This window comes from Actinoallomurus sp. NPDC052274 (genome assembly GCF_040679475.1).
Lineage (GTDB): Bacteria > Actinomycetota > Actinomycetes > Streptosporangiales > Streptosporangiaceae > Actinoallomurus > Actinoallomurus liliacearum.
The window spans coordinates 138,467-159,845 of sequence record NZ_JBFAUT010000014.1; the positions used below are offsets into that span (position 1 = coordinate 138,467).

13 protein-coding genes and 2 pseudogenes are annotated in these 21,379 nt (G+C 72.7%); 7 read left to right on the forward strand and 8 right to left on the reverse strand.

From position 1 onward, the window contains the following. Positions 1-96 precede the first annotated feature (96 nt). Positions 97-4,044 carry a type VII secretion protein EccCa gene (gene eccCa, locus AB0K82_RS15035; RefSeq protein WP_364396997.1) on the forward strand — a complete coding sequence of 1,316 codons (3,948 nt, stop codon included), beginning with the start codon at positions 97-99 and terminating at the stop codon, positions 4,042-4,044. Positions 4,045-4,125: 81 nt separating this feature from the next. On the opposite strand, the gene AB0K82_RS15040 is transcribed toward eccCa, so the two are convergent. Both AB0K82_RS15040 and AB0K82_RS15045 read right to left on the reverse strand, forming a co-directional pair. Continuing rightward, complete coding sequence (locus tag AB0K82_RS15040; protein ID WP_345350311.1) at positions 4,126-4,683, reverse strand: sigma-70 family RNA polymerase sigma factor; 558 nt, start codon at positions 4,681-4,683, stop codon at positions 4,126-4,128. A gap of 291 nt (positions 4,684-4,974) precedes the next feature. Further along, complete coding sequence (locus tag AB0K82_RS15045; RefSeq protein WP_364397000.1) at positions 4,975-6,231, reverse strand: S8 family serine peptidase; 1,257 nt, start codon at positions 6,229-6,231, stop codon at positions 4,975-4,977. Positions 6,232-6,388: 157 nt separating this feature from the next. Here AB0K82_RS15045 and AB0K82_RS15050 point away from each other — a divergent pair, with 157 nt between their 5' ends. Beyond that, positions 6,389-9,706, forward strand: a complete 3,318-nt coding sequence (locus AB0K82_RS15050) for a right-handed parallel beta-helix repeat-containing protein (protein ID WP_364397003.1) — start codon at positions 6,389-6,391, stop codon at positions 9,704-9,706. A gap of 4 nt (positions 9,707-9,710) precedes the next feature. Here AB0K82_RS15050 and AB0K82_RS15055 read toward each other — a convergent pair whose 3' ends face one another. Next, positions 9,711-10,274 (reverse strand): hemerythrin domain-containing protein, encoded by a 564-nt coding sequence (locus AB0K82_RS15055; RefSeq protein WP_364397006.1) that lies wholly within the window; start codon positions 10,272-10,274, stop codon positions 9,711-9,713. A 238-nt stretch (positions 10,275-10,512) separates the two neighbouring features. Here AB0K82_RS15055 and AB0K82_RS15060 point away from each other — a divergent pair, with 238 nt between their 5' ends. Beyond that, on the forward strand, positions 10,513-11,964 hold the full coding sequence (locus tag AB0K82_RS15060; RefSeq protein ID WP_364397008.1) for an aminotransferase class V-fold PLP-dependent enzyme: 1,452 nt from the start codon (positions 10,513-10,515) through the stop codon (positions 11,962-11,964). A gap of 33 nt (positions 11,965-11,997) precedes the next feature. Here the strand turns inward: AB0K82_RS15060 and AB0K82_RS15065 are convergent, their stop codons facing one another. Both AB0K82_RS15065 and AB0K82_RS15070 read right to left on the reverse strand, forming a co-directional pair. Then, positions 11,998-12,249: a hypothetical protein gene (locus tag AB0K82_RS15065; RefSeq protein ID WP_364397034.1), complete on the reverse strand. Its 252-nt coding sequence runs from the start codon at positions 12,247-12,249 to the stop codon at positions 11,998-12,000. 52 nt (positions 12,250-12,301) lie between these two features. Beyond that, positions 12,302-12,958 (reverse strand): annotated as a pseudogene (locus tag AB0K82_RS15070) (ATP-binding cassette domain-containing protein); the annotation flags it as partial. A 66-nt stretch (positions 12,959-13,024) separates the two neighbouring features. On the opposite strand from AB0K82_RS15070, the gene AB0K82_RS15075 reads away from it, so the two are divergent. Further along, on the forward strand, positions 13,025-14,902 hold the full coding sequence (locus AB0K82_RS15075; RefSeq protein WP_364397011.1) for a histidine kinase: 1,878 nt from the start codon (positions 13,025-13,027) through the stop codon (positions 14,900-14,902). On the opposite strand, the gene AB0K82_RS15080 is transcribed toward AB0K82_RS15075, so the two are convergent. Beyond that, the gene (locus AB0K82_RS15080) at positions 14,828-15,433 is read right to left on the reverse strand and encodes a response regulator transcription factor (protein WP_364397031.1); all 606 of its coding nucleotides are present in this window, start codon (positions 15,431-15,433) and stop codon (positions 14,828-14,830) included. The genes AB0K82_RS15075 and AB0K82_RS15080 overlap by 75 nt on opposite strands. 131 nt (positions 15,434-15,564) lie before the next feature. On the opposite strand from AB0K82_RS15080, the gene AB0K82_RS15085 reads away from it, so the two are divergent. The 3 genes from AB0K82_RS15085 to AB0K82_RS15095 all read left to right on the forward strand — a co-directional run bounded on the left by AB0K82_RS15085 (position 15,565) and on the right by AB0K82_RS15095 (position 18,983). Then, complete coding sequence (locus tag AB0K82_RS15085) at positions 15,565-16,488, forward strand: YndJ family protein (RefSeq protein ID WP_364397013.1); 924 nt, start codon at positions 15,565-15,567, stop codon at positions 16,486-16,488. After that, entirely contained in the window at positions 16,475-17,020 is a 546-nt protein-coding gene (locus AB0K82_RS15090) for a DUF1990 domain-containing protein (RefSeq protein ID WP_364397015.1), read from the forward strand. Before AB0K82_RS15085 ends, AB0K82_RS15090 begins: the two co-directional genes overlap by 14 nt. 427 nt (positions 17,021-17,447) lie before the next feature. After that, a complete protein-coding gene (locus tag AB0K82_RS15095) occupies positions 17,448-18,983 on the forward strand; it encodes a cellulase family glycosylhydrolase (protein WP_364397018.1) in 1,536 nt (511 codons plus the stop codon). 70 nt (positions 18,984-19,053) lie between these two features. On the opposite strand, the gene AB0K82_RS15100 is transcribed toward AB0K82_RS15095, so the two are convergent. Then, positions 19,054-20,889, reverse strand: a complete 1,836-nt coding sequence (locus AB0K82_RS15100; RefSeq protein WP_364397021.1) for a glycoside hydrolase family 76 protein — start codon at positions 20,887-20,889, stop codon at positions 19,054-19,056. A 110-nt stretch (positions 20,890-20,999) separates the two neighbouring features. Beyond that, a pseudogene (locus AB0K82_RS15105) lies at positions 21,000-21,379 on the reverse strand (cobalamin-binding protein); the annotation flags it as partial.

A 21,379-nucleotide genomic window follows, 5' to 3' on the forward strand; every position in this document is an offset into this window, starting at 1 on the left:
CAGGTCCCCTCCGCGGCTCTCCACTCCGCCGAGCGCGCCCGGCGACCACCGTCCGCCGGCGCGGCGCTTCGTCGTACCACGCCAGGAGGCCGTTCGTTGAGTTTCGTGCTGTTCCGCAGGCCGATGCGCCGGCGTCCGCCCGAGATGCCCGAAGGGGAGCTCAGCCTTCAGGAGCCTCCCACGCTGCCCGAGACCGTGCCCGACAACTCCGCCGTCTGGACGTACCTGCCGATGGCGCTGATGTCGGTGGCCATGGTGATGATGTACATGACGCGCGGCAGCGGGGCCAAGAACAGCTTCCTGCCGCTCTCCCTCGGCCTGATGGTCCTCGCCGCCGGGGCCATGCTGGTCGGGCAGGGAATGCGCAAGAGCAGCGAGCGCAAGGAGAAGCTCAAGGGCGCCCGCCGGGACTACCTGCGCTACCTCTCCCAGACCAGGCGCAAGGTGCGCGCGGCCGTACGGGAACAGCAGCGCGCCCTGGCCTGGCGGCATCCGGCGCCGCAGACGCTGTGGTCCATGGTCGGCACCACCCGGATGTGGGAGCGCCGCCCCTCGGACCCCGACTTCGCCGAGGCGCGGCTGGCGGTCGGCGACCAGAAGCTGGGCCTGCGGCTGGCGCCGACGACGACCAAACCGGTCCAGGACCTCGAACCGCTCACCGCGCACGCGCTGCGCGGCTTCGTCCGAGCCTACTCCACCGTGCCCGACCAGCCCACCGCCGTCTACCTGCAGTCCTGGGCGCGCGTGCTGTTCCGGGGGGACGAGGCGCAGATCCGCGGCGCCGTCCGCGCCCTGGTCGCCCAGCTCGCCCTCTTCCACTCTCCGGACGACCTGTGGATCGCGCTGTGCGTCGCCCCGGACCGGCTGGCGGAGTGGGAATGGGTCAAGTGGCTGCCGCACAACCTGAACCCGCACGACAGCGACGCCGCCGGCCAGGTCCGCATGATCGCCTCGGACTTCCCGGAGCTGGAGGGCATGCTCGGCGCGGAGTTCTGGGAGCGGCCGGCGTACGACCCGGAGGCCATGCCCGCCCGGGAGGAGCCCTACACGGTGCTCATCGTCGACGGGGGCACCGTGCCCGCCGGGCACGCGCTGGACGGCCCCGGCATGCGCAACGTCGTCGTGCTCGACCTGTCCGGAGCGCTGACGTGGCGGCCCGGCCGTACCACCCTCCGCCTCGACGTGCAGGACGGCGAGACCCGGCTCGTCCGCACCGACCGGGAGCGCAAGGAGCAGCTCACCCTGCTGGGCCGCCCCGACCGCCTGGGCGTGCGGACGGCGACCGCGCTCGCCCGGCGACTCGCGCCGTACCGCCTCGGCGTCGGGCCCGACAACACCGAGCCCCTGTCGGCCACCACGGACCTGGCCGCCCTCCTGGGCATCCCCGACCTGTACCGGCACGACCCCCACGCCCTCTGGAGCAAGCGCACCGCCGCGGAACGGCTGAAGGTCCCGATCGCGGTCGGCGCCGACGGAAAGCCGGTGGAGCTGGACATCAAGGAGTCCGCCCAGGGCGGCACCGGCCCGCACGGCATGCTGATCGGCGCCACCGGCTCGGGCAAGAGCGAGCTGCTGCGCACCCTGGTGCTGGCGATGGCCCTGACCAACTCCTCCGAGACGCTCAACTTCGTCCTGGTGGATTTCAAGGGCGGCGCGACCTTCCTCGGCCTGGACGAGCTGCCGCACGTCTCCGCGGTCATCACGAACCTGGCCGACGAGGCGGCCCTCGTCGCCCGCATGCGCGACGCGCTGCACGGTGAGCTCATGCGCCGTCAGGAGTTGCTGCGCGCGGCCGGCAACTACGTCTCCGCCCTCGAGTACGAGAAGGCGCGCGCGGCCGGGGCCGCGCTGGAGCCGCTGCCCAGCCTCTTCGTGGTGGTCGACGAGTTCAGCGAGCTGCTCGCCGCGCACCGCGACTTCATGGAGCTGTTCGTCATGATCGGCCGGCTGGGCCGCAGCCTGGGCGTGCACCTGCTGCTCGCGTCCCAGCGGCTCGACGAGGGCCGGATGCACCAGCTCGAGAGTCACCTGTCCTACCGCATCGGCCTGCGGACGTTCTCGGCCATGGAGAGCCGCGGCGTGCTGGGCGTGCCCGACGCCCACCAGCTCCCGCCGCAGCCCGGCGCCGGTTTCCTCAAGACGGGCGTGGAGGCGCTGACCCGGTTCCGCGCCGCCTACTCCTCCGGTCCCTACCGGCGACGCGGCAAGACCGACCAGGCGCGGGTGGCGAGCCAGGTGGTCCCCTGGTCCGCGTCCCGGGTCGCCCAGGTCCGGCCCGCCCCGGTGGAGGTGACGCCGGAAGAGCCCGACGAGACCGCCGAGACCCTGCTGTCGGTGGCCGTCGAACGGCTCCGCGACGCCGGGCCGCCGGCCCACCAGGTGTGGCTGCCGCCGCTCGACCTGCCGCCCACCCTCGACCAGATCCTCCCGCCGCTCGCGCCCGACGACGCGTTCGGCCTGACGACCGCCGACTGGGAGCGGCGCGGCGGGCTCACGGTGCCGGTCGGCATCGTCGACCGGCCCTTCGAGCAGATCCGCGACCTGCTGGTCGTCGACCTGTCCGGGGCCGGCGGGCACGTCGCCATCGCCGGCGGCCCGCAGAGCGGCAAGAGCACGCTCGTCCGCACGCTGATCACCGCGCTCGCGCTCACCCACACGCCGCGCGAGGTGCAGTTCTACTGCCTCGACTTCGGCGGTGGCACGCTCGCCGGCCTCGCCGGCCTGCCGCACGTCGCCGGGGTCGCCACCCGCCTGGACCACGAGCGCGTCAGCCGCACCGTCGCGGAGGTCACCGCGCTGCTCGCCGACCGCGAGCAGTTCTTTCTCCGGGGCGGCATCGACTCCATGGCGACGTACCGGCGCCGCCGCGCGGCCGGGGAGTTCGCCGACCAGCCGCACGGGGACGTCTTCCTCGTCGTGGACGGCTGGTCGACGGTGCGCCAGGACTTCGACCGGTACATCCAGACGTTCAGCGCGATCGCGGCGCGCGGCCTCAGCTTCGGCATCCACCTGATCGTCACCACCGCGCGGTGGGTGGAGCTCACGGCGGCCGTGCGCGACCAGGCGGCCACCCACCTGGAGCTGCGGATGGGCGACCCGATGGACTCGGAGGTCGACACCCGTCGCGCGGCGAGCGTGCCGCGCGCCCCCGGACGCGGCATCACCCGCGACAGCAGGCTGCACTACCTCACGGCGCTGCCGCGCATCGACTCGGTGGAGGGCGCCGACGACCTCGCCGACGGCATCGCCAGCCTGGTCGCCGCCGTGCGCGAGAGCTGGGCCGGCCCGCCCGCGCCTCCGGTGCGGATGCTGCCGGCCCAGCTCAGCGTGCGGGAGCTGCCGGCGCCCGAGGGCGACTTCCGGGTGGCGATCGGCCTGGAGGAGGAGCGGCTCTCCCCCGTGGTGCACGACTTCGCCGAGACCCCGCACATGGTGGTCGTCGGCGACACCGAGAGCGGCAAGACGAACCTGCTGCGCCTGGTCGCGCGGGCCGTGACCGAGCGGTACACGCCCGCGGAGGCGCGCATCATGGTGGTGGACTACCGCCGTGAGCTGGTCGAGGTGGTGCCCGAGGAGTACCGCCTCGGGCACGCGGTCTCCATCGACGCGCTGCGCGACCTGGTCGTCGGCGCGGGCCAGGCGATCAAGGCCCGGGTGCCGGGACCGGACATCACCCCGGCCCGGATGAAGCTGTGCGACTGGTGGAACGGGCCCCGGCTGTTCATCCTGGTCGACGACTACGACATGGTCGGGGCGGGCCCCATGCAGCACCCGTTCGACCCGATCGTCGACCACCTCGCGCTCGGGTGGGAGGTCGGGCTGCACATGGTCGTCGCCCGCTCCGCCGCGGGCGCCGGCCGCGGCATGGGCGAGATGATGATGCGCCGCCTGCAGGAGGTCAACACGCCGTCCCTGCTGATGTCCTGCCCGCCGGACGAGGGATACCTCTTCGGCAACATCAAGGGCCGCATCCTGCCGCCGGGCCGGGCGATCCGGATCGCCCGGCGCAAGGCCGTACAGGTCCAGACGGCCATGCTCGACTGAGGGCGAGAGCACGAACGGCGCTCGATCCGGGGCCGGGTACCGATGGCCCGCCTGAGGGCTCGGAGACCCGAGCGGCGCCGCTCAGTCCATCACGGCGCGGTCGCGCAGGGACGCCCGCAGCGCGCGCATGGCGTAGTGCGCGCGGGACTTGACGGTCCCCGGTGCGAGGCCGAGCGCGGCCGCCGTCTGCTCCACGCTGTGGCCGAGGTAGTAGGTGTAGATGAGGATCTCGCGCTGCTGCTCGGTGAGCTCGTTCATGACCTCGAGCACCGCCCGGAGCGTGACGACGCGCTCGGCCGGGTCGGGCACGGCGCGCTCTTCGGACTCGCCGTCGCCGACCTCGTTCGGCCGGGCCTGCCGGGCGCGGTAGTGGTCGATCACGAGCCGGTGCGCGACGGTGAACAGCCAGGTGCGGACCCGGTCCGTCGTGGGGTCGAGGATCTCGCGGTGCTGCCAGGCCCGTACCGCCGTCTCCTGGACGATGTCCTCGGCCCGGTGCCGGTCACCGTTGCAGAGCCGGAGGGCGAAGTTGAGCAGCACGGCGCCGTGCCGCTCGTACAGCGCGCGGGAGAAGGCGTCGTCGTGCGCCGGATCGTGCGGCCGGGCCGGAACACGCGGGGCGTCATGCCGTCGCGGCACGGCTACTCTCTGGGCGGCCGCGGACGGCCGGTCCAGCACTCGGCTGCGCGTCATGGAAGGCGACCCCATTCTCACGATTCGTCATTGCGGACCGGCCACGGCGCTACTTGACCTCGGCCGTTAATGAAGCTTCAACGATTCAGCCGTGGTCTTGGCGACTCCTTGCCGCCGACTTGCCGCTGTTGACCGGCCGGAGTCAGGTGACCCCTCCGATGCCCTCCCGGCGCGGGGCTCCGGCTCGGATGCCGGACCGCCGGGGAGGACGCCGGAGACCGCCCCGAGCAGGGGTCGTCACGCCGGAGTGGACACCTTCCGTCGTTCTTTCGAGGCGTCACCGCCGGCCGGCCGCCAGCCCCGGGCCCGGCCGAGCGGGACGATCACCGCCGCGCCCGCGACGATGGCCACGAGCCCGCCTCCGACCGAGGCGACGACCAGCGCACGGGTGCGGGCGGCGTGTGAGGCGGTCCGGGCCGGCAACCGCATGGCGGCCGCCGGCGTCGGCCGTGCGGCCGCCGGGGACGACACCGCCGCCACGGCGGCGTACGGGTCCAGGACCGGCTTGGTCGCGGGGTAGGCGGACGCGACGAGCCGGTTCGCCACCTCGGCCGCCGTCAGCCGGGGCTGGTACGCGCGCACGAGGGCGGCCGTACCGGCGACGAACGCGGCGGCCAGCGAGGAGCCGGACCCGATGTAGTTCCCGGCGCCCTTGGGGCCGATGCTCACGACGGCGTCACCGGGCGCGGCCAGGTCGGCGGCGAAGACGTTCGGCGCCTCCTGCGGACGCGAGCCGTCCGGCCCGAAGTCCTCGACCGCGACGACCTGCGGGATGAAGGCGGGGAAGTAGGGCCGCGCGGGCGGCGCCGAGGGCGTCCCGCCGACGGTGGTGGGCACGGCGTCCGGCGCGGCGGGCGCGACCACGACGGCGTCCTCGCGGGTGGCGTAGGCGACCGCGGCCGTCAGCTCCGCTCTGCCCTCGGTCAGGGCCGCGCCGACGTACACGACGCGGGCGCCGCGGTCGACGGCGGCGCGGATGCCCGCCGCGACCGTGCCCGGCGAGGCGACGCCGTTCTTGCCGGTGCCGCGGACGGCGAGGATCCGTGCCTCGGGCGCGATCCCGCCGCCGGTGGCGTCCTCGGCACGCCCCGCGATCAGGCCGGCCGCGAAGGAGCCGTGCCCGACGCAGTCCTGCCCGGCGTCCGCCACCGCGGTGACCCGGCCGGCCAGCGCGGGGACGTTCGCGGCGACGCCGGTGTCAACGACGCCGACGGTGACGCCGGCGCCGTCGCTGAGCTCGCGGACGCGGGCCACTCCGAGCGCGCTCATCGTCCACGGCTGCGCGTGGGCCGGGGTCGGGGACGCGCCGGTGCACGACCGGCCGGACGCGAGCGCCGACGGGATGACGGGCAGGCCGACGGGGCCGGGGGCGGCGCCGGGGGGCCGTTCGTACGCCGTGGCCGCCGCGGCTCCGGGGAAGGCGGAGACGAGAAGCGAGGCCATGGCGGCGGCCACCGACGCCACGGCGCGCAGGCGCCGGGGGACACGTCGCATGCGCTCAGCGTAGAGATCCGATCTTGTCGTTCTCTTGTCGCCCGGGACAAGTATCCCCGCTGGTCAGAGGCCTTGCGGGCGAGGGTGTCAAGCGGCCCGCGCGAACGGCATGATGGTTGTCTCGTCGGCACCCCCACCGACCCGAGGAGGGTTCAGCGTGTCTCGGCAGTTGCTCACGGTCTCCCCGGATGAGCCAGGCGCTTTCCGGACAATCGAGGAGGCGCTGGCGGCGGCACGTACCGGGTCGGTGATCCGTATCCGGCCCGGCCGGTACCCCGAGAGCCTCTTCATCCGCACCCGGGTCACGATCGTGGCCGACGGGGACCGGGGCAGCGTCGAGATCTGCCCGCGGAGCGGCACCGCGGTGATGCTCGTGGCGGACGCCGTGATGCTCACCGACCTCACGCTGCGCGGTGGCGGTGACGACGTGCCGGTCGTCGACGCCGCGCGCGGGCAGGTCGCGATGGAGGGCTGCACCGTGGCCGGTTCCGGCTGGACGGCCGTGCTGGCCCGTGGGTCCGGTTCGCTCGCGATGCGCGGGTGCCGGATCACCAACGCCGAGGGCGCGGGCATCGTCGACACCGCGGACGCGGCCAGCGTCATCGAGGACTGTCTCATCGAGAACCTCGGCACCTCCGCCGTCGTGCTGGGTGAGAAGTCCCGGTCGACGATCCGGGGCTGCCGGCTGCGGGACGCCCGCGGCAACGGCGTGCTCGCCAACGGCGAGGCCCAGGGCGTGATCGAGGACTGCGAGATCTCCACGACCTCCAAGCCGGCCATCGCCCTCGAGGGCGACAGCGCCACCCGGATCGTGCGGACGAGCGTTCGCGACTGCGCGACCGGCGTGTACGTGACCAGCGGGTCGCGCCCGGCGCTGGAGGAGGTCTCGGTCACCGACATCACCGCCGGTTCCGGCATCGTGCTGGCCGGGGGCGCGGATCCGCTGCTGCGACGCTGCCGGACGGCCCGTACGAAGGACAGCGGGCTGTCCGTCACCGAACGCTCGCGCGGCACGTTCGAGAACTGCGAGTTCGCCGGGTCGGCCGCGCCCGCGATCAGCGTCGTGGGGTCCAGCTCGCCGACGCTGATCGACGCGACGGTGCGCGAGTGCGCCGACGCGTCCGCGTCCGTGCTGCTGGCGGACGACTCCGTCGCGGAGTTCGACCGGCTGGAGGTCGTGGACGCCGCCGGCACCGCGATCGCCATCCGGTCCGGCGCCAATCCGCTCCTTCGCAACGCGACGATCACCTCGGCCGGCGGGACCGGCGTCGAGATCACCGAGGACGGGCGCGGACGGCTGGAGCACTGCGTCGTCGAGCGGGCCGGCGGCGCCGCCGTGCGCGTCGCGAGCGGGGCCAACGTCTCCTTCCGCGACTGCGACCTCCGCTCCCCCGGCGACGCGGGGATCGCCGTCGACTCCGGCGGGATGGCCACGATCCAGGACTGCGCGGTCTCCGGGAGCGACGCCTCCGGCGTGGTCGTACGCGAGGGCGGTGACCTGAGCCTCACCCGCGCGCGGATCGGCGACTCCGGCGCCCACGGCGTGCTCCTCATGGCCGGCGCGCGGGGCACGTTCGGCGACTGCGAGATCACCGGGAGCGTCGGTGACGGCGTCCGGGTCGACACCGCCGAGGCCGTCACCGTCACCGGCTGTGCCGTCCGCGACAACCGCGGCGCCGGGCTGCGGCAGTCCCGCCCCGGCGGCCGGCTGACAGTGCGCGACCTGGACAGCTCCGGGAACGCCGTCCCCGACTCCTGGGGCGACGAGGCCGCCGCGGAGGCCGGCGGCGCGCCGGACGGCAGGGACACCCGCGCGCCCGCGTCCGCCGGGCCGCTGGAGGAGCTGGAGTCCCTCATCGGCCTGGAGGGCGTGAAACGCCAGGTGCGCGCGCTCGTCAACCTGAACCAGCTCTCGCAGCGCAGGGCCCGGCTCGGCATGCCGGCCCCTCCGATGAGCCGGCACCTGATCTTCGCGGGCCCGCCCGGCACCGGCAAGACCACGGTCGCCCGGCTGTACGGCGGGATCCTCGCCTCCCTCGGCCTGCTGCCCTCCGGGCACCTGGTGGAGGTCTCCCGCGCCGACCTGGTCGCGCAGTACGTCGGCGCCACCGCCATCAAGACGACGGAGGCGTTCAACGAGGCGCTCGGCGGCGTCCTGTTCATCGACGAGGCGTACACGCTGGTCACCGAGGGCAGGGGCGGCTCGCACGACTTCGGCCGCGAGGCCATCGACACCCTCGTGAAGCTGATGGAGGACCACCGCGACGAGGTCGTCGTGGTGGCGGCCGGATACACCGCCGAGATGCAGACCTTCCTGTCCGCCAACCCGGGCATGGCCTCGCGGTTCAGCCGGACCGTGGAGTTCACCAACTACTCGGTCGACGAGCTCGTCACGATCACCGAGAAGATCTGCGAGAGCCACCGCTACGAGCTGGACCCGACCACCCGTCAGGCGCTCGCCGCGCACTACGAGCGGATGCCGCGGGACGCCACCTTCGGCAACGGCCGTACGGCGCGCCTGGTCTTCGAGGAGATGATCGAGCGGCAGGCGTTCCGGCTCGCGTCCATGACCGACCCGGCCGAGGGCGACCTCAGCCTGTTGCTGCCGGAGGACGTCAGCGACGCCGCGGCCACGGACGGCGCGGTGGGCGCGGAGCGCGAGACGCTGCTGGCCCGGTTGTCGGACATGATCGGCCTGGCCGGCGTGAAACGCGAGGTCAAGGACATCGTCGACCTCCTCGCGACGGCCCGGCAGCGGGAGGCCGCCGGACTGCCCGTGCCCCGGCTCAGCCGGCATCTCGTCTTCACCGGATCGCCCGGCACCGGCAAGACCACCGTTGCCCGGCTCTACGCCGAACTGCTGCACAGCCTGGGCGTGCTGCCGCGCGGCCAGCTCGTGGAGGTGGCGCGCGCCGACCTCGTGGGCCGCTACGTGGGCCACACGGCGCAGCTCACCAGGGAGGTGTTCCAGCGCGCGCTGGGCGGTGTGCTGTTCATCGACGAGGCGTACACCCTGACCCCCGAGGGGGCGTCCAACGACTTCGGCCGTGAGGCGGTCGAGACCCTGCTGAAGCTGATGGAGGACCACCGCGACGAGATCGTGGTCATCGTCGCCGGCTACACCGACGAGATGCGGCGCTTCTTGAACTCCAACCCCGGCCTCGCCTCCCGGTTCTCGCGGCAGGTGGAGTTCGAGGACTACAGCACCGACGAGCTCGTCGCCATCACGCGGAACCAGGCCGTGACCGCGGGCTACGAATGCGCTCCCGAGACCCTCGCCGCGGTGCGCGAGTACCTCGACGCCCTGCCGCGGGACCGGACCTTCGGCAACGCGCGCCTCGTCCGGCAGATGCTGGAGACGATGATCACCTATCAGGCGAGGCGGCTCGGCGGGATGCGGTCGCCCGGCGTGGCGGACCTGCGCCTCCTGTTGCCCGAGGACCTGCCCTCCGCGAACACCCCCAGCGCGCGCTGACCGGTCAGAGCGGGTAGGCGCCGCCGCGCAGATACACGCGGACCCGTTCGACCATGGTCGTCCCGGAGGTGACGAGCCTGCCCCGCAGGGAGCAGTCCGGGTCCGCGAGGTACTGCCGGAGCGACGCCTTCTCCTTGGCCTCCGCCGCCTTCTTCCCGACCGCGACGAGTTCCTCCGGCGTCAGGTACTCGGCCAGCATCGGGAACAGTTGGCGCTCCTCGGCACGCGCGTGCGGACCGGCCTCGGCGTTCAGCTCCACCAGGAGGGTGGAGAACTCGGCACTGGTCAGGTCGGGTAGGTCCATCCTCCTCAGGACGCGTTCGAGCTCCGCGTGCCCGGCGTTCTCGCGCTCGACGATCCGCGTCCCCTGGGGCAGACGGGTGCGGGCCACCGGGTACATGTAGGTCTCTTCGGCGACCGCGTGCCGGACCATCTCGGCGATCAGCAACTGGGTCACCGAACGCCGCAGGCGTTCGAACTCGATCAGATAGCCGAGCTCGGTCAGCAGTTGCCGTAGGTCATTGTGGTCCTCTTGGAGGACGCTGATCAAGGTTTCGGGCTCGTTCATGGCCGGCCCCTCGGGAGCCGCTCGCGACCGCTTACCCCGAGCCCCCTGCCCCGGATGCGGGCACCGAAACGCCTCCGCGGCGAGCGGCGGCCGGGGGGCCGCTCGGACCGGTCCGCGACTGACCGGCGGTAATACGGCCTGCAATGCACTTGTCGTTTACCGGCAATCGCGGTTGAATGCGGCGATATGCGACAGATCTGGTGATATGGACTGTCATGATCTCTTGGAGCGTGCGGCCATGACCGAGCTCAAGACCGAGCAGATCAGCGACGACAATATCGATGGCGATTTTCTCGCACGTTATCCGGATTATCCGCTGACGCGGCGGCTGGACGAGCTACGCGCCACGGACTACGCGTACCTCGACGCGGGCGGCCACCTCTACCTGGACTACGGCGGGGCGGGCCTGCCGGCGGACGGCCAGATCTCCGCGCACGCGGCCCGGATGCGCGGGAACTGCTTCGGCAATCCACATTCGGCGAACCCGACCTCGGCGAGCGCCACCGAGCTGATCGAGCGCACCCGAGCGCGGATCCTCGCCCACTTCAACGCGTCCGCCGACGAGTACGCCGTGATCTTCACGCCGAATGCGAGCGGCGCGTGTCGACTGATAGGCGAATCCTACCGATTCGACCGGGAAAGTCGTTACGTCCTCACCCTCGATAACCACAATTCGGTGAACGGAATTCGGGAGTTCGCCCGCGAACGCGGTGCTGGAACCGAATACGTGCCGATGCGGGGCCCCGACCTGCGGACCGAAACGGGCGACGTCCGCGCGGCACTCGGGAAAGGCCGCGGCGGACTCTTCGCGTTCCCGGCACAGAGCAACTTCACGGGCGTGCAGCATCCCCTGGAGTGGATCGACCTCGCGCGTGAGAACGGCTACGACGTGCTGCTCGACGCGGCCGCGTACGTGCCCACCAACCGGCTCGACCTCGGCGTCACGCATCCCGACTTCGTCACGGTGAGCTGGTACAAGGTGTTCGGCTACCCGACCGGGGTCGGGTGCCTGATCGCCCGCCGCGAGGCGCTCGGGCGGCTGCGGCGACCCTGGTTCGCCGGCGGCACGATCCAGGCGGTCAGCGCCCAGGGCGACTGGCACGCCCTCGCCGACGACGAGACGGCGTTCGAGGACGGCACGCTCAACTTCCTCGCGATCCCGGACGTGGCGGTCGGCATCGACTGGGTGGAGGGCATCGGCGTCGACACGATCCACCGGCGCGTCAGGTGCCTCACCGGCCGGCTGCTCGACCGCCTCCACGGGCTGCGGCACACGAACGGCCGGCCGATGGTCGAGGTCTACGGCCCCCGCGACACCGTCCGGCGCGGCGGGACGGTCGCGTTCAACTTCCGTGACCCGGACGGCCGGATCGTCGACGAACGCGTCGTCGAACGCGACAGCGCCGCGCTCGGCATCTCCCTGCGGACCGGCTGCTTCTGCAACCCCGGTGCGGGCGAGGCCGCGTTCGTCATCGACCGGGACGCCCTCGTGAGGTCCGCCGGTCGAAGGGTCGACACGCTGGACGACCACCTCCGGGCGCTGGGCCTGCCGAGCGGCGGGGCCGTCCGCGTGTCGATCGGGCTGGCGTCCAACCTCGCCGACGTCGAGCGGTTCGTGCGGTTCGCGGAGCAGACCTACCGCGACCGTCACCCGTCGCATCGGGGGCTGAAGGCACGGGAGCGCTGCTGACCGCCTCCGGCGGCGACAGGGTTTCGAGGGAGGCTACCGCCGGCCGTACGCAGTCCCGCGCGCCAGCACGACGCAGGCCAGCGCGAGGAAGAGGGCGGTGAACCCGGTGAGGATCGCCCAGTCCACGGCGACCGGGCGGGAGAAGGTCGCGCCGTACGACGCCAGGAGCGGCGGCCCGAGCGGCGACCGCCCGTGGGCCCACAGCCGCGCCACGCCCAGGCCGTGGCCCAGCGGCTCGAACGCCCACCGGTTCGACATCCCGTAGCTGAGCACCCGGCCGGTCACCGCGGTGGCCGTCGAGGCGCACCTCGCCGGTCGTCGGCGGGCGCACGCCCGAGACGGCGTCCAGCAGGGTGGTCTTCCCGCTGCCGCTGGCGCCGACGATCGCGACGAGTTCGCCCGGCTCGATGGTCAGCGAGATGTCCCGCAGCGTCCGCCGGCCGCCGAGGTGCCGGCCGATCCCGCGCACGTCGAGGCGCAGCCCCGCCGTGCCGGTCTCCGCCGTGGCCCGCAGCGCGCCTCGCGCGGTGTCGGCGGGAAGCGTCCACAGCCGCGCCGGGGTGAGCGCGCGGACCGTACGCCCGTAACGGCCGTCGACCGTCGTCACCGGCCCGTCGAGCTCGCCGGAGGCCACCGCCACGAGCCGGTCGGCCGGACCGGCCTCCTCGCATACGACGTCTCCGGCGCCGACCTCCACGAGCCGCAGCTCCGGCTCGAGCTCGCGGAGCCGCCGCCGGGGCAGACCGTCCAGTTCGGGCATGCGCCGCAGGACGCGCAGGCGTTCGCCCACCGCACGCCACCCGCCGTCCACCGCGACCGGGCCCGTGGTGCGCGCGTCCACGTCGTCCCGCACGTCTCCCCCATCCCCGTGCGCCGAGGCGATCAGGGCGATCGCGTCCGTCGCGCTGCTGATGCGCTCGTGTTCGAGGTGGTCTGCCGCGGTCACTCTCACACACGGCGGCGACGGTGGGAAGACGCCCGGTACCCGCGACATTTCCGAGTAGCGAAGATCGTCATGTTTTGGGACCCTTGACCGGTGCGGGGGAGGGCCGGGGCCGACGTGGTCGCTGACTCCGAGGACCTTCCGCCCAGGCTCGCCCAGGCCATGATGTGGGCGACGCTGGGCCTGCTGTTCCTCATCCGGCTGATGAACGGGTGGTCCAACGGTTTCGGCTGGCCGCACCTTCTGGTCACCATGGCCCCGTACCCGGCGCTGGTCGTGGTCCTCGCGCGGCGGTACCAGCGGCCCGGCGTCCGATATCTGCTGCTCGCGGCGGTGAGCGTGCTCTACGCCCTGCCGTTCCTCCTGCTCGGCGCGCAGTGGGCCTGGTTGCCCTGGCCGGTGGCCGTCGCGGTGCTGTGCCTGCTTCCGGGCCGGGCGGCCTGGCCTCTGCTAGGCCTGATCATGGCCGGTGCGGGCGTGGGCGGCCTGGTACAGGGCGACAACGCCAAGTTCGTGCTCTGGCAGATCACCGCGACCGGCACCGACGCGTTGATCTTCTTCGGCCTGTACGGGCTCGTGGGCATGGTGCGCGACGTGCACCTGGCGCGCAGTGAGCTGTCCCGGCTCGCCGCGCTCCGGGAACGCCTGCGGCTGGACGGCGAACTGCGCCAGGTCGTGGGCGACAGCCTCCGGACCATCGCGGACCGCCTGGCGCGGGCCCGCCGTGTCGCTCCGGACGCCGCCCGGGCCGAGGTTCAGGCCGCGATCGATACCGCCGGTCGCACGATGGCCGGCATCAGGGCCACCGCGAGCGAGTACCGAAGCGCCACGCCGCCGGCCGCGGTCATCGAGTCGCCGCGGCTCGCCCGTGCCATGCTCCTGGCGATCCTGCTCCTCCAGAGCGTCAAAGTACTCGCGTTCATCAGCCTGACTCCGGACATCGGCCATCCCTCCCTGCTCATCCTCGGCCTTCCCCTGCTGTCCGGGATGGTCGTCCTGCAGATGACGCTGATGCGGCGGCCGACCCGGGCCCGGCTGCTGCTCCTCGGACTGCTGCTCGTGCCCGCGGCGCTGCCCGGAAGCTACTTCGTGCCGGTGCTGTACGGGTTCGCCACCGTCTGGGGGTTCCTCAGCGGCGCGGTGCTCGCCCATTGGCGGCCGCCGCGATCCTGGGCGGTCGTCGGTCTGCTGCTCGCCGGGCATTTCGCGGCGCTGCTCCCCTACCCGCCGGTGTCTCCGTGGACGGCCATGCCGGAAGAGCTGATCTCGCACGTGATCCTGGCGTGGCTGGTCTACTGTCTGACCCGGCTGGCCGACCTGGTCGTGCTGCTGGACCGAACCCGACACGAGCTGGCGCAGACGGCGATCGCCGCGGAGCGCTCCCGGATCGCCCGGGACCTGCATGACGTGCTCGGGTTCAGCCTGTCGGCGGTGGTGCTCCGCGGCGAGTTGGTGCTGCGGCTGCTGGACCACGACCCCGAGCGCGCCGCCGCCGAGTCGGGCGCCCTCTGTGCCCTTGCCGAGCGCGCGCAGGTGGAGCTCGGCTCGATCACCGGTGGCCGGATCCGGCTGTCACTGCGCGCCGAGATCGAGGCGTCGCTGGAAGTGCTGGCCGCGGCCGGCGTCGCGGTCGAGACCAACGTCGACGTCGGCCCGCTCCCGGCCGATCTCGACACCGCGCTGGCCACCGTCCTTCGCGAGAGCGTCACCAACATCCTCCGGCACAGCAAGGCGCGTACCTGCGCCATCTCCGTCACCGGCACGGACCGCGCCGTACGGCTGCGGGTCCGCAACGACGGCGCGGGCCCGGCGCGGTCGCCGGGCGGCTCTGGGCTGGCCGGTCTGGCCGAGCGCACCGGGGGGCGGCTGAGCGCGGGACACCGTCCGGGTGGCGGGTTCGAGGTCGTGGCCGAGCTGGGCTCAGATCCAATCGGCCTCGGTGGCGATCCGGATCGCGTCGATCCGGTTGCGGGCGCCCAGCTTGGTCGCCGCTGACGTCAGGTAGTTACGGACCGTCCCGTACGTCAGGAAGAGCCGCTCGGCGATCTCCAGCGGCTGGGCGCCCGTGGCCGACAGCCGCAGCACCTCGGTCTCCCGCTGGGTGAGCGGGCTCTCCGGAGCCTGCATCGTCGACAGCGCCAGGGCCGGATCGACCACGCGGCCGCCCGCGAAGATCGTACGGATCGCGGTGACGAGCTCCGCGGGCCGGGTGTCCTTGGCGAGCAGCCCGGCCACCTGCGCGCTCAGCGCCCGGCGCAGCACACCCGGCTTGCTCAGCGCGGTGAGGATCAGCACCTGGCAGCCGGGCAGCCGCTCACGCAGTCGCTCGGCGGCCGTGACGCCGTCCAGCTCGGGCAGGTCGATGTCGATCACCGCGACGTCGGGCCGCTCCCGCTCGGCGGCCGGCACGATCTCGCTGCCCACCGCGACCTGCGCGACCACCTCGATGTCGGTTTCATAGCGGAGCAGCTCGACCAGCGCCTCGCGGAGCAGGCGCATGTCCTCCGCGATGAGGACCCGGATCACTCGCCCACCCCGATCTGTCAGCACGTTCCCAAGATCCAATTATGCGAAACGCCTGGGGACCCGGCGGAGGGAGCCCGTCGATCCAGCGGATTCGGGGTGTAGGCTGGGCGCGACGTTGAACACGTTCAAATGTGGGGTCGATCGACATGATCGCGCTCGTCGACATCGTGATCACGGTGGGGATGCTCGTCGTCGTTCCGATGGGACTGACCCTGATGGACGGGCCGGGGTTGACCCGACTCCGCAGACTGTGGCCGGCGGGCGCCGCACTGGGCTCGATCGCCTTATGGCTGCCGCGCGGCGCGACCGCCGGCGTCCTCGCCGGCGCGTACGCCCTGTTCACCGCCGCGCTCGCCCTGCAGGCACCCTGGCGGATCGTCCGTCGCCGGACGGCCGCTCGGTCCGTTCCGCCGGCGGCCGGCTCCGGCCCGCCGCCGGGCCGCTCGCCGCTCCCGCGTGAACTGGCCTTCCTGACCGCCCTCGTCACGCCCGCGGTCGCGGGCACGGCCATGGTCGCGGAGCGTTCCGGGTTCCGGCTGTTCGGCTTCCGGCTGGAGACGCTCCGGCTCACCGAGGCGCACTTCCACTTCGCGGGCTTCGCGGCGGCGTTGATCGCCGGGCTGGTCTGCCGGGCGGAAGGCGACAGCGCACCCGCGCGGGCGGCGGCGCTCACCGTCCCGGGCGGGACCGCGGTGGTGTTCGTCGGATTCTTCGTGGGTGACTGGGTCCAGTTGGCCGGGGCCGCGATCCTGACCGCCGGGATGTGGCTGGTCGGCTGGCTCACCTGGCGGGACGTACGCGGGGCGGAGACGGATCCGGTCGCTCGCGGGCTGCTGGCGCTGTCGGCCTCCGTGCTGGCCGTGACGATGCTGCTCGCACTGGACTGGGCCCTGGGCGAGGCCACCGGCCTGCCGCACCTGCCGATCGCCTGGATGGCCGCGACCCACGGCGCCCTCAACGCGTTCGGATTCGCGTTCTGCGGTGTCCTCGCCTGGCGGCGCCTGCGGCCGGCCGGACCGGACTCGGCGATCGGAGGCTCCCATGCCGCAGGATGACCCCGCCGAACCGACCTACGCCGAGGTGGGCGCCACGTGGCGCGGCCCGCTGCCGCCCGGCTACCACCACCTGCGTCACCGGGCCCTCATCGGCCACGGACCGGAGGTCATGCGGGCGGCGACGGACGACCTCCTGGAGTGGCGGATGCACCGGGCGACGGGCGCGCGCGTCGGCGGCGCCGCCCCCCGCGCCCGGTCCGGCGTCCAGGTCCGCATCTCCCTCGGGATCGGGCCGCTGCGGCTGGTCGCGCCGTGCCTCGTCGTCTGGGCGGAGGACGGCGAGCGCCGCGCCGGTTTCGGGTACGGGACCCTGCCCGGGCACCCGGAATGCGGCGAGGAGAGCTTCGTCCTCGAACGCGACGACGATGACGCCGTATGGTTCACGGTCACCGCCTTCAGCAGGCCCGCCCGCTGGATGACGCGCCTGGCGGGGCCGGCCGCCCCGTTGCTGCAGCGCGCGTACGCGCGGGCGTACGCGAGCGCGTTGCGCCGTCTCGCCACGAAGCGGGGCCGGCCGCCCCTTGGGCGGTGACCGATCGCCCGAGCGGATCGGCGCCGGCCGCGGAGCCGACGGCGCGCGACCGACCGGCACGTGGCCGACCACGCGTGACCAGTCGGCGCGTGACCAACGCCGCGCGGCTGACAGCGCGCGGCTGACGGCGTGGGACTGACGGCGTGGGACTGACGGCGTGGGGCGAAACTTTCATGCTCACGGGCGTGCGCCGCCCGCACCGCGGCCCGGCGGAGGCGGGCGACGGCGCGGCGCGTGCTCGCGTCGGGCCGCAGGTCACCCCCGGCGGTTCGCGGCCCGGGGGCGCCGGCGCGGACATCGCGGCGCGGGCCTCCGCCGCACCGTCGTGGAGGGTCGCCTCGACGGAGCTTTGGGAGCGCTCCCATAATCCGGGAGATCGGGGGCGTCGGGTCTGAACCGCACGAAGTGAACGACGTTAGGTGGTGTCATGCTCGCCCATGGAGCACGCCTGAAAGCCAGATCCATCCCGCTGGTCGTCCTACTCCTCGCCCTCCTCGCCGCGCTCACCGGCGGCGTCTCCCTCGCTCCGAAGGCACGCGCCGCGGGCACCGGTTACTGGCACACCAGCGGCCGGCGGATCCTCGATTCGAACGGCGATCCGGTACGCATCGCGGGCATCAACTGGTTCGGCTTCGAGACGGCGAACTACGTGGTGCACGGGCTGTGGAGCAGGGACTACAAGGACCTGCTCAACCAGATCAAGTCGCTGCGCTACAACACGCTGCGCCTGCCGTACTCCGACGACATCTTCAAGCCGGGCACGGTGCCCAACAGCATCGACTTCTCGAGCGGCAAGAACGCCGACCTGCAGGGCCTGAACTCGCTTCAGGTCATGGACCACATCGTCGACTACGCCGGGTCCATCGGCCTGCGGGTCATCCTGGACCGGCACCGCCCCGACTCCTCCGGCCAGTCCGCGCTCTGGTACACCTCCAGCGTCCCCGAGTCGACCTGGATCGCGAACCTGAAGGCCATCGCGAGCCGTTACGCGAACAACCCCGCCGTCGTCGGCATCGACCTGCACAACGAGCCGCACGATCCGGCCTGCTGGGGCTGCGGAGACACCTCGACCGACTGGCGGCTGGCCGCCGAGCGCGGCGGCGACGCGGTGCTCTCGGTCAACCCCAACCTCCTCATCTTCGTCGAGGGCGTGCAGACCTACAACGGCGACTCCGGCTGGTGGGGCGGCAACCTCGAAGGCGCCGGCACCTACCCGGTCCGCCTCTCGGTGGCGAACCGCCTGGTCTACTCCGCGCACGACTACGCCACGAGCGTGTCCGACCAGACCTGGTTCCACGCCTCCGACTTCCCCAACAACCTGCCCGGCGTGTGGGACAGGTTCTGGGGCTACCTGTTCAAACAGAACGTCGCGCCGGTCTGGGTCGGTGAGTTCGGCACCACGCTGCAGTCCACCATCGACCAGCAGTGGCTCGCCGCCCTGGTGAAATACATGGGCACCGGCACCGACTCATTCCAGTGGACCTTCTGGTGCCTGAACCCGAACTCCGGGGACACCGGCGGGATCCTGAACGACGACTGGACGACCGTCAACACCACGAAGGACGCCTACCTGTCCTCGGTCAAGTCCACCGCCTTCGACCCGGTCGGCGGCGGTTCGGGCGGCGGCGGAGGCGGAGGCGGCGGTGGGGGCGGCGGCACCTCGGCCTGCACCGCGACCTACCACGTGGACAACGACTGGGGCAACGGCTTCACCGCCACCGTGACCGTGAAGAACTCCGGCACCGCGGCGACGCGAGGCTGGAAGGTCACCTGGTCCTTCGGCGGGAACCAGTCCGTCAGCAACGGCTGGAGCGCCACGGTCACCCAGTCCGGCGCCGCCGTCACGGCGACCAACGCCTCCTTCAACGGCGCCCTGAACCCCAGCGCCTCGACGTCGTTCGGGTTCCAGGCGACCTACTCCGGTTCCAACCCCGCCCCGACCCCGACCTGCGCCGCCACCTGATTCCGGAGAGGACACCGCGCGTGGGGCGTGGCGGCCACCGGCCGCCACGCCACACCGCCGGCGAACCGGCTCAGGGGCCGGTGCGGGGCGGCCCGGTGAGGGCGCCCAGGCCGCTGGCCTGGGTGCGCCAGTCGGACGGATTGGGACTGCCGCCCGCCCAGCGCTGGCCGATCCGGTTGAGCGGGTCGCGGTCGGCGGTCCAGATCGAGTCCGCCTGCCGCTGGGCGAACGACTGGTAGGCGGAGGCTCCGGTCGCCGCCGCCAGATCGGCGAAGTATCGACTGAAGATCCCTTTGAACTGCTTCTGGTTGTCGTCGCAGGTGCTCTGGCCGACGTCGCACGATTCGGCCAGGATCCCGTTCTGCGTGAGACCCGTCATGGCCGCGTCCGCGAGTCGCCGCGCGGCCGCGAGCAGTGCGGCGTCGCCGGTGGCGCGCCAGGCCTCGACCAGGCCGCCGATGGCGAGGCCCTGGTTGTAGGTCCAGACCGTCTGGCCGTTGTTGCGGCAGTCCTGGGTGAGGCCGTCGTTGACGAGGTTCGCGGAGTTGATCAGGCCGCTGTTCAGATACCAGGTCGCCGCCGTACGGGTCCGCTGCAGCCAGACGGTGTCGCCGGGCGTGCGGCGGTGGATCGACGCGGCGAGCCGCAGGTAGAGGCCGCTCGTCACCGCGTTCTTGTACGTGCGTTCCCGGTCCCACCAGACCCCGCCGCCGCACGTGCCCGGATCCCAGTACTGGTTCACGTAGTTCGCGATCGTCGTGGCCATGGCGAGGTAACGCTGGTCGCCCGTGTGGTCGTACGCCGCCACCCACGCGAGTCCCCACCAGGCGCTGTCGTCGATGGCGCGGCTGATGAAGTCGCCCTCGATCGGGTCGGTGCCGCGCTGCCCGGCCGAGAACGCCCCCTTGTTCTGGTCGAACGTGCGGGCGATGACCCAGTCGTACTGGTGGTCGCCGTGGTCGATGAGCGTGGTGAGCGTCGCCGCGGAGTTCCACCAACTGCTCGGCCACCAGCCGGTGTAGGGGTCGTAGGAGTACATCAGGGCGTCCGCGGCCGCCGGGGCGCGGGACGGCGCGGGCCGGGCCCATGCCGTGCAGCTGCCGTTCTGTCCGGACACCGCCCGGCCACAGGCGCGGACGGCTCCGCCGTAGAGCCGGCCGCGCGGGTCTCGGGTGGCGAACATCGTGGTACGGGTGCCGGTCGCGCCGCTCGCGACCGAGAGGCGGCCGAGCGAGGAGCCGTCGGGCCAGGTGGCGCCGCCGTCCCACGAGCGGTCGAGCCACACCTCGTCGCCCGGGGCCCCCGCCTCGATGCTCGCCCAGGCCATCCCGTTCTGATCGACGTGCAACCGGATCACCCGGCCGGAGAGGGTGGTCGCCGGGACGGGCCGGCTGTCGCCGTTCGCCTGGCCCGCGTCGGTGCGGTCGCAGCGGACGTCGCAGACCGTCGGGTAGACCCAGTCCGTGCACGCGACCGCGTCGGCGTCACCGCAGGCCCGGATGAGGCCGCGACGGTGGCCGCGCGGGTCGGAGATGTTGTACATGAGCGTGCGCGTGCCGGTCCACGTGCTGGGGATGCTCGCCTTTCCGAGCAGGCCCTCCCACGTCTGTCCACCGTCCCAGGACCGGTCGAGCCACACGGCGTCGCCGGTGGTGCCGTCGTCGATGCTTCCCCAGGCCATGCCGTCGGCGTCCGACACGTGCAGCACCAGCTTGCGGCCGTTGAGGTTCTTCTGCGGCACCGGGAACGTCTCCTGCCCGGCCCGCGACGGGTCGAGGGTGTCGCAGGACAGGAAGCACACCTGGGACGCGGCGGCCGCCGGTGCCGCGCGCACGCCGGGAACGACACAGAGCAGGACCAGTCCGGCGATGGCGGCGGCGAGACGGCCGAGCGAATTACGTCGCATCTGACGTTAGTAAAACGAAATGGTCAATTCCGTCAATAAGCTGGCGAGCTTGTGGGAATCGACCGAATCGCCGTGTTGGATTCCGTGGGATTTCCGCGTCCCGCGCCTCGTCAGCGGGGAGCCGGGACGGCGGCGCGGCCCTCGCGGAGCAGGGCGACGGCGCGGGGGAAGTCCTTGAGCTGTTCGGCCAGCAGTTCCAGACCCAGGGCGACCGAATGCGCGGGGACGCCGCGTGCGGTGAGGATGTCGCCGGTCCAGGAGATGAAACGGGTGAACAGTGCGGAGTCGTCCAGGTAGAGGGCCACACCGAGGAACTCGGCGATATGGGCGATGTCCTCTGCGGTGTGCTGGCGCTGTCGTTCGCTGTAGTTCGCCATGGCTGGGAAGCGTTCCTGCAGGGCGGTCAGGACCGCCGCGACGAGCCGGGGCGCGCTGCGGGTGACCAGGGTGTACTCCTGGTCGGCCAGATGCGGCAGGTCGTCCACCGGCT